Origin of the sequence: Candidatus Phyllobacterium onerii (genome assembly GCF_028331445.1) — a bacterium.
GTDB lineage: Bacteria > Pseudomonadota > Alphaproteobacteria > Rhizobiales > Rhizobiaceae > Phyllobacterium > Phyllobacterium onerii.
This window is the reverse complement of the sequence record NZ_JAQMHX010000001.1, coordinates 906561-919076: the sequence shown is the minus strand read 5'-3', so window position 1 is coordinate 919076 and position 12516 is coordinate 906561. Positions and strand designations below refer to the sequence as shown.

The window sequence follows — 12516 nt, the reverse complement described above, 5'->3', positions numbered from 1 at the left end:
TGCTCCTTAGCGTTTGTGTCCTGTATCGAGCCGGTTCTCCATGAACAGGGAATAACGCGACATACCGAAACAGAAAATCCAGAAGACGAACCCGGCGAAGACCAGGCCGGAAATAGGCGTTTGCGGAGATGCCCAATTGGCATCGGAAAAGTGCTGTTTCACGATTCCGAGCAGATCGAACATACTGATGACGGAAACGAGGCTCGTATCCTTGAACAGACCGATGAAGGTGTTGACGATACTGGGTATCACCAGCTTCAGCGCCTGCGGCAGGATGATCAGCCTCGTTTTCTGCCAGTAGCCAAGGCCGAGTGAATCGGCCCCCTCATATTGACCCTTCGGGATCGCCTGCAGACCACCGCGCACGACCTCTGCCATGTAGGCGGAGGCGAACAGAGCCACACCGATCAGGGCACGCAGCAGTTTGTCGAATGTCACGCCGGGTGGGAGGAACAGCGGCAGCATGTAACTTGCCATGAAGAGAACCGTTATCAGCGGGACACCGCGGATCGTCTCGATGAAGATGACGCACAGCATCTTGATGACAGGCAGTTTCGACCGCCTCCCCAACGCCAGAATGATTCCAAGCGGCAAGGAAACGCAAATACCGACGAAGGAAATCACCAGCGTGACCAGCAAGCCGCCCCACAATGGCGTCTCGACATAGGAAAGGCCAAGCCAGCCGCCAACGAGCAGGAAGAACGCCACAATCGGGAAAATGAAGAAGAACGTGATGGCGTTCAGCGCCTTGTAGGGCACTTTGGGAATGAGCAGCGGAACAAGAAGCAGCACAAACATAATGCCCACGAGATTGACGCGCCAATGTTCCTCAATCGGATAGCGGCCATACATGAACTGGTTGAAATTGGCATTCACATAGGCCCAGCAGGCGCCAGACCAGCCTTCCGGCTGGATACCGCCCTGCGCAACGGTCGCACAGACCGATCGGTCAGGTCCGACCCACGACGCCTCGATGAACGCCCATCTGATCACCGGGGGCAGGAACCACGCAATGATCAGAAGCGCGAAAATCGTAAGTACCGAATCGATGGGCGTGGCGAAGAGATTGGTGCGCACCCATTTGACCACGCCACGTTCGGCCAGCGGCGGTGTCTGCCCTTGAAGCATTTCGGTACGGACAAAGCTTAAATTACTATCTACCATGATCAGCGCTCCACCAGTGCCATTTTGGCGTTGAACCAGTTCATGAAGAGCGATGTCAGAACACTGATGCTGAGATAGACCACCAGCCAGATGGTAACGACTTCAATAGAACGATTTGTCTGATTGAGGATCGTCCCGCCCACTGCAACCAGATCTGGATAGCCGATCGCAACGGCAAGGGACGAGTTCTTGGTCAGATTGAGATATTGGCTCGTCAGAGGCGGGATGATGATGCGCATTGCCTGCGGCACAACCACGAGCCGCGTCGTCGGACCTGCGCGCAATCCGAGAGCATGAGCGGCCTCGCTCTGGCCCTTGCCGACACCACGAATACCGGCGCGGACGATTTCGGCGATGAAGGCAGCAGTATAAAAGGACAAGGCCAAAAAGAGCGACATGAACTCCGGACCGACCTGAGATCCGCCCTTCAAATTGAAAGCGCCAAGGACCGGATAGTCGAACGATAGCGGGAAACCCTTGATGGCGAGCGCCAGGACTGGCAGTCCTACAATCAATCCAAGCGAGGTCCAGCCGACTGGAAACTGTTGTCCAGTCGCCATCTGCCGCTTATAAGCCCAGCGCCGCACGAAGAACGTGCCGGCAATGCCAACCAGAAGGCCAACCCCTGCAAGCCACGCGCCCTCACCGAAGACAGGCGCAGGGAAGAAAAAGCCGCGATTGTTCAAGAACGTGTTGAACGGCAGGCTGATGCTTTGACGGGCCTGCGGCAGCACCGACAAAACGCCGGAATACCAGAAGAAAATAACCAGCAGTGGCGGAATGTTGCGGAAAACCTCGACGTAAACCGTGCAAATCTTGCGTATCAGCCAATTGTGAGAAAGCCGGCCGATACCGATGATGAAACCGATGATCGTCGCGGTGATGATGCCGGCGAAGGCAACCGTCAAAGTGTTGAGAATGCCGACCCACAGGGCTTGCAAATAAGTCGAGTCACTCGAATAAGCCAGGTACGGACTACTGCTGATATCGAAACCGGAGCGACCGTCGAGAAACCCGAAGCCCGATGCAAGGTTCGCACGCTGGAGATTGGCGATTGTGTTGTTGACCATCCAGTACACGAGGCCGGCGATCACAAGGACAGCCACCGCCTGAAAAATATAACCGCGGAATTTCGGATCGTTTAAAAGTGATACCTTGGCGCTGTCTTTGCCGACAGGCGTAATATCCTGTGATGCCATTGGCCCCTCATTTCTGTAAATGCTTGTTCTTATTATTTTTTATTATGGTAGGTGAGGAGGCCGGGCCTCCTCACCTGATTTTCAAAAAGATCACTTTGTTTGACGCAATTCCAGTTCCCATTTTTGCTGGAATTGCTTCAAGTAATCAGCGAATCGGCATCGCGTACTGCAGGCCGCCCTTGCTCCACTGGGCATTGATGCCGCGTGCAATCTTGAGCGGGCTTCCGGAACCGAGGTTCTTGTCGAAAATTTCACCGTAATTGCCAACGGCCTTGACGATATTTACGACCCAATCATTGGTCAAACCAAGATCAGTCCCAAGCTTGGTCCCGGCTTCCTGGCCAAGCACACGCTTGACTTCAGGGCTGTCACCCTTGGCCAATTCCTCGACGTTGGCTTTGGTGATGCCAAGTTCTTCTGCAGTCAACAGGGCATAATGAGTCCAGCGAATAATGTCGGCCCATTGCTGATCACCCTGGCGTACTACAGGTCCGAGCGGCTCCTTTGAAATGATCTCTGGCAAAACGATGTGATCATCCGGAGCTGTTAACGCGAGGCGGTACGCATAAAGGCCGGACTGGTCTGTCGTATAGGCATCGCAACGTCCTGAATCGTACGCAGCATTGACCTCTTCAACCTTCTCGAACACGACGGGATTGTATTCCATCTTGTTCGCCTTGAAATAGTCGGCAAGGTTGAGCTCGGTGGTCGTGCCCGCCTGAACGCAGACCGAAGCACCCGAAAGTTGCAAGGCGGAATTGATACCCGACAACTTCTTCGAGTTGATCATGAAACCTTGACCGTCATAGTAGTTGACGCCGGTGAAATCAAAGCCCTGTTCGTCACGACTGAGAGTCCAGGTTGTGTTGCGGATGAGAACGTCGATCTCGCCCGACTGCAATGCAGGGAGGCGGTCTTTCGCGGACAATGGCGTATATTTTACTTTTGTCGGATCACCAAAAACGGCAGCAGCAACTGCGCGGCAATAGTCAACGTCAAAACCCGACCATTCGCCTTTGTCATTCGGTGAAGCGAAGCCTGGAAGACCGGTGTTGACGCCGCATTGAAGGAAGCCCTTCTTCTTGACGTCGTCCAGTGTGGCAGCTGAAGCTGCGTTCGCCAGAAGGACGAGCGCCGAGGCTGCCAGAGCGCCCTTCAAAACAAGATTTTTCATAACGATTTGACCCTTTAGGTTGATGCCCATAGTTCCCACAGAGGAAAAATCATATTGGCGGATCGCTCCCCACGCCCCCCGGAAAAAGGGCCCAATATGTCTCCCATTCACGCAGCTATCGAAGGCCATTCTGACGCTTTGGTCAAGCGGTAATCTTTGCTCAATATTATAGCAATGTTAGACTTTCGACTGCTCACGAAGAGATTTTTGGATCATTTGTTGTTCAGACCCGCGTTTTGTTACCAAAAACGCTCGCCGAACCGCATAGAAGGCCAGAATTGGCTTTTCCCGAAGACGAAGGCCGTACGGCGTCCGGCCAGGAATCGGGCCAGCACAATCGTGAACAGAAAGCCGAGTGTATAGCCGGCCACGACATCTGTCGGATAGTGAGCGCGGGCAAAGACGCGGGTCAAGGCGATGAACATCGTCGCCAGGATGATTGGTATGCGCCAGCGCGGGAACCATAGAGCTAGTACACCACCAACCGCGCCCATGGTGGTTGAGTGACCAGACGGAAAACTCGCAAAATTATATCCGGCTTCGAACGGTGAAAAACTGTTGGCCCCCAGCGTATCGATGAATTTTGGGCGCGCGCGACCGATAAGAAACTTCGCAATATTGGTCAGGATTCCCGATAAAGCGATGGCCCAGAAAGCGAAGGTCGCCTGCGCATAGACGAGGCCAAAGCGGGCACGCCGGTCCTTGGCAATATTCCGCCAATCGATGCCGATCAGGCATACGCCAATGACGAAGGCGGGAATGAGATACCATTGCGACAGGCCGATATCTGTCAGATGCCGCACACCATTGAGGGGCTCATAGGTCGACAGCGTGCGCGACAGGAGCGCGTCATAGGGATGAATAAGTAGAATCAGGAAGAAGATGAGAACGACAGCCATGAACATGCCGTTCGTCCACGCGGGCGGAGAACCCGGATAAGCGGGAGAATTGATGCGGCGCAGAAAGCGGACAACGGACTGACCGACCCGGCTCAAGGCGGATTGCGTTTGTTCCTCATTGCGTGGCTTCGTCATCTTGTCTTTCCAGTCAATCAGCCTGCTCTCCTGTTGCAACAAGCACGCCGTGGCATTATCGACTTCTGCGACACCGTCTGCAAATCCACCCCGACGATCATCTGATGCGATTTTCTACGCTTCCGGTGCTCACGTACGATGTGTACGCTGCGCTCCGGTTCTCAAAAACCAACCACCTCAGCTGACACATCAGGGATGAATTTTCAAACAGTCTCTGACAAGGCACACGAAATATGGAGACGATCTCATGGAGAAGCAACCGGGCAAGGTGGCGCAAGCCGGAATCAATACGAGGCTTGCCCATGGCGGCTATGATCCACGCGACTATCACGGCTTCGTCAATCCGCCTGTTGTCCATGCGTCGACTGTGCTGTTTCCAGATGCGCAAACCATGGCTAATCACAGCCAGCAATATACCTATGCCACGCATGGAACACCTACCACCGACGCTTTGTGCCGCGCGATCGATGAGCTGGAGGGCTCCGCCGGAACAGTTCTCGTTCCCTCGGGTCTTGCGGCAGTGACGGTACCGCTTCTCGCTTTCCTCTCGCCGGGTGATCATCTGCTGATGGTCGACAGCTGCTACGGCAATACCCGCCATTTCTGCAAAACCATGTTGAAACGATTGGGTATCGAGGTCGAATTCTATGACCCGCTGGTTGGCGGCGCTATAGAGAAATTGATCAAGCCGAACACCCGTGTCGTCTTCACCGAATCACCGGGCTCCAATACGTTCGAAATCCAGGACATCCCCGCCATCGTTGAAAAGGCCCATGCGGCAGATGCCATCGTCATGATGGACAATACCTGGGCGACGCCGATCTATTTCAAGTCGCTGGATTATGGCGTCGATATCTCGATCCATGCGGCGACCAAATATCCTGCCGGTCATTCAGACATCCTGATGGGAACCATTTCGGCCAATGAGAAATGCTTCAAGACATTGGATGCGGCGCATTCGGCCCTCGGGCTCTGCGTGAGCGGTGACGATGCCTATCAGGTTTTACGCGGGCTGCGCACCATGGGCGTGCGCATGGAACGGCATGCGGAGAGCGCGCTGGACATCGCCAGATGGCTCGAGGCGCAGGACGGTGTCATCGAGGTACTGCATCCCGGTCTTGAGAGCCATGCGGGAAACGCCTTGTTCAAACGCGATTTTTGCGGTGCGGGCGGAGTGTTTTCCATTGTCATCCAGGGCGGAGTTGCACAGGCACAAGCTTTCCTCAACGCATTGAGGATTTTCGGCCTGGGCTATTCGTGGGGCGGATATGAAAGTCTCGCATTGCATGTCCATCTCGGCGGCCGGGAGATTACGGGCAAGAATTATGCAGGACCGGTCATCCGGCTGCAGATCGGACTTGAAGACAAGGCCGATCTTATTGCCGACATTGAAAACGGACTGGCTGCAGCAAAGGCGGTTTGACACGGATAAATACAAGGTGATTTCAATCCCGGTGACTTGGCCGCTATAAGGGGCAAATGAAAAGGCTCGCCGCAATCCTCGCATTTTTGACCGCGCTCAGCATTGGCTGGGTTCCGGTATTTGCGGCGCCCGGCCGCCTGGCTGTGGAACTGGGTTTGCAGGATGTTGCGACCAGGGCTTCGCAGGCGTCTGGCCATATTCATCATACCAATGGCTGCGCCGGCAAACATCATTGCCCGGGGGACGCCAAACAACAGCACCCAGCGCTGTGTGCAGCCTGTATCGGAGTACCGGCAATCACGTTTGTGGTCCCGGTTATCCCGCAACCCAAGATCATCATTCCGCGAGCCGGAGAATTGCCGCTTGTCGCGCTGGACAATGCGCCGCTCCCGCGCCCTCCCCGCATATAATTGATCATTCCTTTCGTTTTTACGCGCAGGTGAGCGGGCTACAGCCTGCGCCGGTTTGACTGGCCCATGGAAAGATCAACGATGAAAATCACATATATTCACAGTGCGGTGCTGGTCTGCGCCCTCGCCTTTACCTCACCGGTGCTGGCACAGGATCACACGACGCACAAGACCAAGCAGCACGACATGATGGCAATGCCCAAAGGCGATCAAAGCGCATCCTCCAAGGCGTTCGCCGAGGCCAATGCGAAAATGCACAAGGATATGGCAATTCCCTTTACCGGCAATACCGACAAGGATTTTGTGTCGGGCATGATCGCGCATCATCAAGGCGCCATCGACATGGCCAAGGTCGAGCTCGAATACGGCAAGGATCCGGAGATCCGCAAACTGGCCGAAACGATCATCGCAGCACAGGAAAGCGAGATCAAACAGATGAAAACCTGGCTCGCCAAGAACGGCGGCTGACCCAGACGAGAATCACCCGCCGGTTTTGGCCGGCGGGTGATTTTCAGAGAACGACTTCCAGTTTACTGGCGTATCTCGATAGTTGCAGCGCGTTTCTGCATGCTTAATTGCCAAAGACTATGGGCGGCATCGGCATAGGTCGATGACCCAATCCTGAATTCGGCTGAACGCAAAGGCAACAAATCCTCCACCACGGCAAGAGTGCGTGCGGGAAGTATATCCGTACAGGTCCATAGACGCCGGAACACAGCGCTGATCGGGACCCGCTTCTCGTTGACGTCAATCTGGGGCTCGTCACTGCCGAGCTCCCAATCCTCCAAGGCGTCAATCGCATCCTGAAAGGCATTATGCAATATGATGGGCGCATGGCCCTCATGAAGTGGGTGCAGCAAACCAGGCATTCCTGTCTCCTCACTCTTGTGTTGCAACTGCCGGGGGCTCCCGGAAGTGGAATCATAAGGGCGAGACGGCACCTATCGCAAGCCTAAACTGCTATACCATACCATTTTACTAGTCATTCTTGATTAAATCGAGTTTTCGCTACAGTTTTAAGTTCCGTCATTCAACCAAAAACTGCGCTCAATTGGCCACGCCTTTGAAAATACTAAATTTTCTAAGGACAGTCCTCCATATAACTCTAATTATTGAGTTGCGCTGGTCTAAGCGCATCGTCGATAACATCAAATAGAACCGTATTTTGCTTTTATCGATCATTGTTTTGAACTGGATTTTTTCAATGACCTATTTTCAACGCACGGCGGCGTTCGAGCCGCGACCAAATTTTTCGGCCAATTTCATACAACGTCTCGGTGGTTTTTTGACCGCCCGCATCCAGCCGATTGCGGGACGTTTTCGTTCTATGAAAGCAGCTGCATGGAGTGCGCCAAGCAGGGCCTCGGACAGGCGTATCGACTTGGGTGCGCTCCCCGAAAGCGAAGTCGCCAAAGTTTGTCATATCCTGAGCACAACGGGCACATTTCGCGACAATGCGACGCTGCTGGAACTCGGTGCCGGGTCGGGAGTGCAAACCATCGAGATGGCAACATGCGGCGCATTTGTGGGCGTACTCGCCGTCGAACCGGAGGCCGTCAATTTTACGGCGCTGCAGCGAAACGTCGATGATAACGGCCTGCAGGATATGGTCTGCTGCTTCCCGGGCGCTGTGGGTATCATCGATGGAATGGCCAATTTCTACGTGGGCCGCGACGACAAGCAGCGAAGCGGCATGAAACAGCAAAGGCCCAACGATACCAAGACCAGGATCCCGATCAACACGGTCGAAACCATCCTGCAGGACGCATGCGTTCCGCTGGAACAGATCGGTCTCGTATGGATCGATATCGAAGGCTATGAGGCGATCGCCTGCCTGTCCATGACCGGGCTCATGGAGCGCAATATTCCAATTTATGCTGTGCTTTCGCCGGAACTCTATCACCGTGATCATGGTTCGAGCTTCGTCCGCTATCTCGCCACATATTATCGCCGCTGCGTCTTGTTGACTGACGCCGAGCCACGAATCGTCAACGTATCGGACATCCCCCTCGACCAGGGAAGCGTGCGCGTCCTGCTGATCGACTGACGTCGAATCACTAAGTGGATGCTGCATTTTTTGCATCCATCTTGCCAAACTGGCGCCATTGCCGCATTCATGTCCGCGCTGTTCGCTAAAGCGTGTCGCGATCTTTCAGATTCGCTCCCGCGCTTTAGATCTTTGATTTTCACGCATGTCGTTTACGCAAAACCGCTGCACAATTTTGTGCGACATGCTCCGGTGAGGATATTGGCCCATGACGACAAGGCACCTTCAGGTGATCATTCTTTCCGCACTGCTTTCGGGCTGCGCAGGCATACAAAGCCAGCTTGATAATGAAAAAATTTCATCCTTGCATTATGACAATGTTGCCTGCCCCGCACTTGTGGCGCAACGCAACCAGGCTGTGGCCGAGATCAGCCGGCTTACCAACGGCCGCGGCTACCAGGACCCGAATGTGATCACCGGCTTCGGCCCCTTCCTGCCCGATTATCGTACGGCCAACCAGAAGCAGGCCGGCGCCTTGCAGGGACAAGCCGATTCAATGACGCGATCTATAGATCGTCGGAAATGCACTGGATAACCCAACGTTAGTTGATTGTTGAAGAATTATTGAGTTATTTTCTCATATTTTCTTCGTGAACAGATGGATTTACAACCGACTGCAAACATTGTTTCGTGTTGCCACATCCGGATTCAACAGATTGGATGGGTCGCAACTTGGGGGCACGGACATGATCTTCGGTATGACGCCGTTTACACTTTTTCATGTGATTCTAAGCCTGATCGGTATTGTTTCAGGGCTGATTGTCCTGGCGGGTCTTATTGGCTCCGACAGGAAGGAGAGCTGGACGTTGATCTTCCTGATAACGACAGTAGCCACCAGCGTAACCGGCTTCCTTTTTCCCTATAGCGGCTTCACGCCGGCCATAGGGGTGGGTATCATATCTATGATCTTCCTCATCGCGGCGATCGTTGCGCTCTATGTCTATCGCCTGGCCGGTTCCTGGCGCTGGATTTATGTGGTCAGCGCAATTGTGTCGCTCTATCTGAATTGCTTTGTTCTCATTGCACAGTCCTTCCAGAAGATACCGGCACTCAATGCACTTGCTCCGACAGGGTCAGAACCTCCGTTCGCGATTGCGCAGGGAATTTTGCTGGTGTTGTTCGTAATCGCGGGCTTTCTTTCGCTGCGAAGGTTTCACCCGATTTTCGCCTAAGAGCTGAAGCCTTCAGAACCGCGAATCAGATGCAAGCGGCGCCCTTTTCAAGGAACGTCGCTTATTTCACAGCATGTTGATGATCTGCAAACGCAGACACGATCACCCGGCGCTGCAAATCCAGTTGAATAACCGCGAAACTAAGCGTACACCTATTAGCTTAAGCGAATAGTTTGCTTTCAGCCTTTCGGATAAGCCCGCTAGGTCAATTGTTCTTCTAAGGGAGTGACAAATGGGAGACGTGACGCTTCATACCCCCCACAATGCCTGCTGCGCTACACCGCAGATTCTACAAAAAGTCCGCGAAGAAATGCCAAACAAGCCTACCAGCCCCAACAGGCTTTCGGATATTTTGAGACGAGCCAAAGGCGGTTTTGCGCATCGGCGTTTTAAGCAGCACACGAAATAATCCGCGACGAAAGTCACGGCAGAATTGACATGAAGATCGCCGTGGCCGGGCTGCAGCGATCTTTCTGTATTTACCTTGTTACTTTTGTCTACTGAAGGACGCATCAGTTCATAGGGCTTGCCTGCACGGCGGACTCGCCGCATCATTATCGAGGCTCATCGATGGGGATTGATCCTATGAAGTGCTTTCGAGCTAATTATATAGCCATTATTACTAAGTTGTTTTCGCACCGCCGCTATGGCCTGATGCGACCAAAGCCGTAGTTTATCGCGGCTCGAAGTCCTCTTAATCACTGTTTTCATTGGCAGATGTGGGAGGCACCAATGGAAGAGGATGAAAAAAAAGAAAAGGAGGATTATGCGCCCTACATGACGTCCATCTGGGGCTATCTCATAATCTTTTTGATCATCATACCAATTGTCTTGTATTTAGGCCGTCAGTTCGGAAGGTGAATTCTTGTGTCGTTAACGAGCTTCAATAAGAGGGCGAAGTCCCCTGCAATGACATATGCCCCATCGAATGATGAAAACGGGTACGCAGCCGACAATGGAATGAAGTTCTATCTGTACTGGCCGCCAGCGATGATCATGGTTCTCCTGGCCGTCGGCAGCTATGCTGTTGGAATGTATTTTTCCTAAAATTCCTATCGCGGTGCTTCGTATTCGGGGGCAGTACGGGTGGGCCCGAAGAAATATTTGTGCGGATCCTCCGCAATTTCGGAAACGCTGCGATCAATGCCTTCGACCGTGCGCCGGCTATTCGAGATGAAGCGCTGCGCATTTTTTAGCGGTTGACCAGTCAAATTGCCGAGATTGTTGAGGACGGCGACGAGCTGGGTATTCAAGTTCTTGGCTTGCTGCTGGTAGGATTGAAGCTTGGAGCGTATTTCGCTGGCCACGCTGTCCTTGTCGTCCGAAAGCTGCTTGTCGACCTTGGCCAGTGTTTCATCGACGCGCACAGAGGATTTGTTGACCCGCGAGATGACATCGCGCGCATCATTCATGAGTTCTCCGACGCTGCGAGCCTTTTGGCCATACTCGTTTATCATTTCGGTTTTGCCGGCAAGACCGTCGGTGAATTCCTTGGCCTGTTGAATGCTTGCGAGTAGCGGCCCACGCGTTTTCGCGACATATTCTTCGGTGGCGGTCGTCGCCTTGTCGACGCGGTCGATCCAGTCCTGCGCAGTCTGCACCAGCGTCTTCAGCGACGATGGATCGACGTCCATACGGGCAATGGTATCTTCCTTTTCTGCTTCTTCCAGAAGCTTGGGCTCATAGGCTTTGCCCCCCGTCAATTCGATGCGCGCCTGTCCGGCCAGTATTTCGAAGGCCAGCGTTGCCACCGTCGAGCGCGTGATGGGCGTGGTCGAGTCGATCGCGGTCTGAACGATAACGGCGTCCGGATTGGTCGAATCGATAAAGAGACGCTTCACCTCACCGACCTTCAGGCCGTTGAAGAATACCGGGCTGTTCGCGGCCAGACCCGTGACGGAACCTGGAACCCTGATTTCCAGCGTCGACGTTTCCCGCGTATCGCCATAACGACCGACCCAGTAAAAGAAACCAAACGCGAGCGCGCAGACCACAAGGCTGAAAACCGTAACGAGAAGATAGTTGGCCTTGGTTTCCATCGATTCTTTGAGGCGACTCCGCGATTGTATGAGTGATCCATTCATTACCGCCTCAAGGGACGGCAAATCAATGGCGAACCAATAATCCGAGACCAGCGCCTTGAGTTGACAACTGAAAAGAGAGAATGATGTTTGACGCCAGTGGACTGGCAAACAGCACTTGATCGGGAGCGGGTCATGACGAACTTGACGATTTTGGCATTTGCATTGGTGTCATTCATCGGCATTGCAACACCAGGGCCAACGGTGCTGCTGGCGCTGACAAACGGCTCGCGTTTCGGTATCAGGACCGCCTGTCTCGGTATGGCTGGCGCAGTGCTGTCGGACTTCGTCCTCATTGGCGCGGTGGCGCTGGGGCTCGGCGCCCTCCTCGCTGCGTCGGAATTCTGGTTCGCCGTGGTCAAGTGGATCGGCGTCGGATACCTCACCTTCCTCGGCATCATGCTGTTGCGGTCCAAGGGAACGCTCGATGTCTTGCACACGGGAGGCAGCGCAGGCTCGTCATCGCGAGCGATATTTCTGAAGAGTTTCTTCGTCGCCGTGACAAATCCGAAGGGATATCTGTTTTTCTCGGCGTTTCTTCCGCAGTTCGTCGCGCCGGAATTGCCGCAGTTTCCGCAGTACCTGGCACTAGCGGTGACCTTCGCGCTGATCGATTTCGCCGTCATGTTCGGTTACGCCGTTCTGGGTTCGCGTGCAGTGCGCCTGTTGAAGAAATCCGGTGTGCTCTGGCTCGACAGGATCTGCGGCGGCGCATTGCTTGCCCTTGCTGGTTCGCTCGCATTCTATCGACGGGCGAACGCATAGAACTTACACCAGAATAATTACCCGACGCGCAGCTGTCATGAACCCGT

The 12516-nt window shown here is 54.0% G+C and carries 13 protein-coding genes; 7 read left to right on the top strand and 6 right to left on the bottom strand.

Going from position 1 to position 12516, the window contains the following annotated elements; all coding sequences use genetic code 11:
- Positions 1-6: 6 nt before the first annotated feature.
- From PHA01_RS04410 to PHA01_RS04395, 4 genes are all read right to left on the bottom strand, one after another.
- A complete protein-coding gene (locus PHA01_RS04410; RefSeq protein WP_271893602.1) occupies positions 7-1164 on the bottom strand; it encodes an amino acid ABC transporter permease in 1158 nt (385 codons plus the stop codon).
- Positions 1165-1166: 2 nt separating this feature from the next.
- Positions 1167-2363 carry an amino acid ABC transporter permease gene (locus PHA01_RS04405; protein ID WP_271893601.1) on the bottom strand — a complete coding sequence of 399 codons (1197 nt, stop codon included), beginning with the start codon at positions 2361-2363 and terminating at the stop codon, positions 1167-1169.
- 145 nt (positions 2364-2508) lie between these two features.
- Complete coding sequence (locus PHA01_RS04400; protein WP_271893600.1) at positions 2509-3537, bottom strand: amino acid ABC transporter substrate-binding protein; 1029 nt, start codon at positions 3535-3537, stop codon at positions 2509-2511.
- 239 nt (positions 3538-3776) lie between these two features.
- The gene (locus tag PHA01_RS04395) at positions 3777-4571 is read right to left on the bottom strand and encodes a phosphatase PAP2 family protein (RefSeq protein WP_271893599.1); all 795 of its coding nucleotides are present in this window, start codon (positions 4569-4571) and stop codon (positions 3777-3779) included.
- A 247-nt stretch (positions 4572-4818) separates the two neighbouring features.
- On the opposite strand from PHA01_RS04395, the gene PHA01_RS04390 reads away from it, so the two are divergent.
- From PHA01_RS04390 to copM, 3 genes are all read left to right on the top strand, one after another.
- Positions 4819-5994: a cystathionine beta-lyase gene (locus tag PHA01_RS04390; RefSeq protein WP_271893598.1), complete on the top strand. Its 1176-nt coding sequence runs from the start codon at positions 4819-4821 to the stop codon at positions 5992-5994.
- Positions 5995-6050: 56 nt separating this feature from the next.
- Positions 6051-6404, top strand: a complete 354-nt coding sequence (locus PHA01_RS04385; protein ID WP_271893596.1) for a hypothetical protein — start codon at positions 6051-6053, stop codon at positions 6402-6404.
- An 81-nt stretch (positions 6405-6485) separates the two neighbouring features.
- A complete protein-coding gene (gene copM, locus PHA01_RS04380) occupies positions 6486-6872 on the top strand; it encodes a CopM family metallochaperone (RefSeq protein ID WP_271893594.1) in 387 nt (128 codons plus the stop codon).
- A 62-nt stretch (positions 6873-6934) separates the two neighbouring features.
- Here copM and PHA01_RS04375 read toward each other — a convergent pair whose 3' ends face one another.
- Positions 6935-7273: a BRA0787 family protein gene (locus PHA01_RS04375; RefSeq protein WP_271893592.1), complete on the bottom strand. Its 339-nt coding sequence runs from the start codon at positions 7271-7273 to the stop codon at positions 6935-6937.
- Positions 7274-7608: 335 nt separating this feature from the next.
- On the opposite strand from PHA01_RS04375, the gene PHA01_RS04370 reads away from it, so the two are divergent.
- The 3 genes from PHA01_RS04370 to PHA01_RS04360 all read left to right on the top strand — a co-directional run bounded on the left by PHA01_RS04370 (position 7609) and on the right by PHA01_RS04360 (position 9623).
- Positions 7609-8451 (top strand): FkbM family methyltransferase, encoded by an 843-nt coding sequence (locus PHA01_RS04370; protein ID WP_271893590.1) that lies wholly within the window; start codon positions 7609-7611, stop codon positions 8449-8451.
- Between the two features lie 208 nt (positions 8452-8659).
- Positions 8660-8986, top strand: a complete 327-nt coding sequence (locus PHA01_RS04365) for a hypothetical protein (RefSeq protein ID WP_271893588.1) — start codon at positions 8660-8662, stop codon at positions 8984-8986.
- Positions 8987-9137: 151 nt separating this feature from the next.
- Positions 9138-9623: a hypothetical protein gene (locus tag PHA01_RS04360; protein ID WP_271893586.1), complete on the top strand. Its 486-nt coding sequence runs from the start codon at positions 9138-9140 to the stop codon at positions 9621-9623.
- A gap of 1052 nt (positions 9624-10675) precedes the next feature.
- Here the strand turns inward: PHA01_RS04360 and PHA01_RS04355 are convergent.
- Complete coding sequence (locus PHA01_RS04355) at positions 10676-11662, bottom strand: MlaD family protein (protein ID WP_271893585.1); 987 nt, start codon at positions 11660-11662, stop codon at positions 10676-10678.
- A 177-nt stretch (positions 11663-11839) separates the two neighbouring features.
- Here PHA01_RS04355 and PHA01_RS04350 point away from each other — a divergent pair, with 177 nt between their 5' ends.
- The gene (locus tag PHA01_RS04350; RefSeq protein WP_271893584.1) at positions 11840-12469 is read left to right on the top strand and encodes a LysE family translocator; all 630 of its coding nucleotides are present in this window, start codon (positions 11840-11842) and stop codon (positions 12467-12469) included.
- Positions 12470-12516: the final 47 nt, after the last annotated feature.

Coding starts and splice junctions, on each gene's coding strand:
- PHA01_RS04375 (WP_271893592.1), bottom strand. CDS start 7,273: ATGCCTGGTTTGCTGCACCCACTTCATGAGGGCCATGCGCCCATCATA.
- PHA01_RS04405 (WP_271893601.1), bottom strand. CDS start 2,363: ATGGCATCACAGGATATTACGCCTGTCGGCAAAGACAGCGCCAAGGTA.
- copM (WP_271893594.1), top strand. CDS start 6,486: ATGAAAATCACATATATTCACAGTGCGGTGCTGGTCTGCGCCCTCGCC.
- PHA01_RS04395 (WP_271893599.1), bottom strand. CDS start 4,571: ATGACGAAGCCACGCAATGAGGAACAAACGCAATCCGCCTTGAGCCGG.
- PHA01_RS04385 (WP_271893596.1), top strand. CDS start 6,051: ATGAAAAGGCTCGCCGCAATCCTCGCATTTTTGACCGCGCTCAGCATT.
- PHA01_RS04400 (WP_271893600.1), bottom strand. CDS start 3,537: ATGAAAAATCTTGTTTTGAAGGGCGCTCTGGCAGCCTCGGCGCTCGTC.
- PHA01_RS04355 (WP_271893585.1), bottom strand. CDS start 11,662: ATGGAAACCAAGGCCAACTATCTTCTCGTTACGGTTTTCAGCCTTGTG.
- PHA01_RS04390 (WP_271893598.1), top strand. CDS start 4,819: ATGGAGAAGCAACCGGGCAAGGTGGCGCAAGCCGGAATCAATACGAGG.
- PHA01_RS04370 (WP_271893590.1), top strand. CDS start 7,609: ATGACCTATTTTCAACGCACGGCGGCGTTCGAGCCGCGACCAAATTTT.
- PHA01_RS04365 (WP_271893588.1), top strand. CDS start 8,660: ATGACGACAAGGCACCTTCAGGTGATCATTCTTTCCGCACTGCTTTCG.
- PHA01_RS04350 (WP_271893584.1), top strand. CDS start 11,840: ATGACGAACTTGACGATTTTGGCATTTGCATTGGTGTCATTCATCGGC.
- PHA01_RS04360 (WP_271893586.1), top strand. CDS start 9,138: ATGATCTTCGGTATGACGCCGTTTACACTTTTTCATGTGATTCTAAGC.
- PHA01_RS04410 (WP_271893602.1), bottom strand. CDS start 1,164: ATGGTAGATAGTAATTTAAGCTTTGTCCGTACCGAAATGCTTCAAGGG.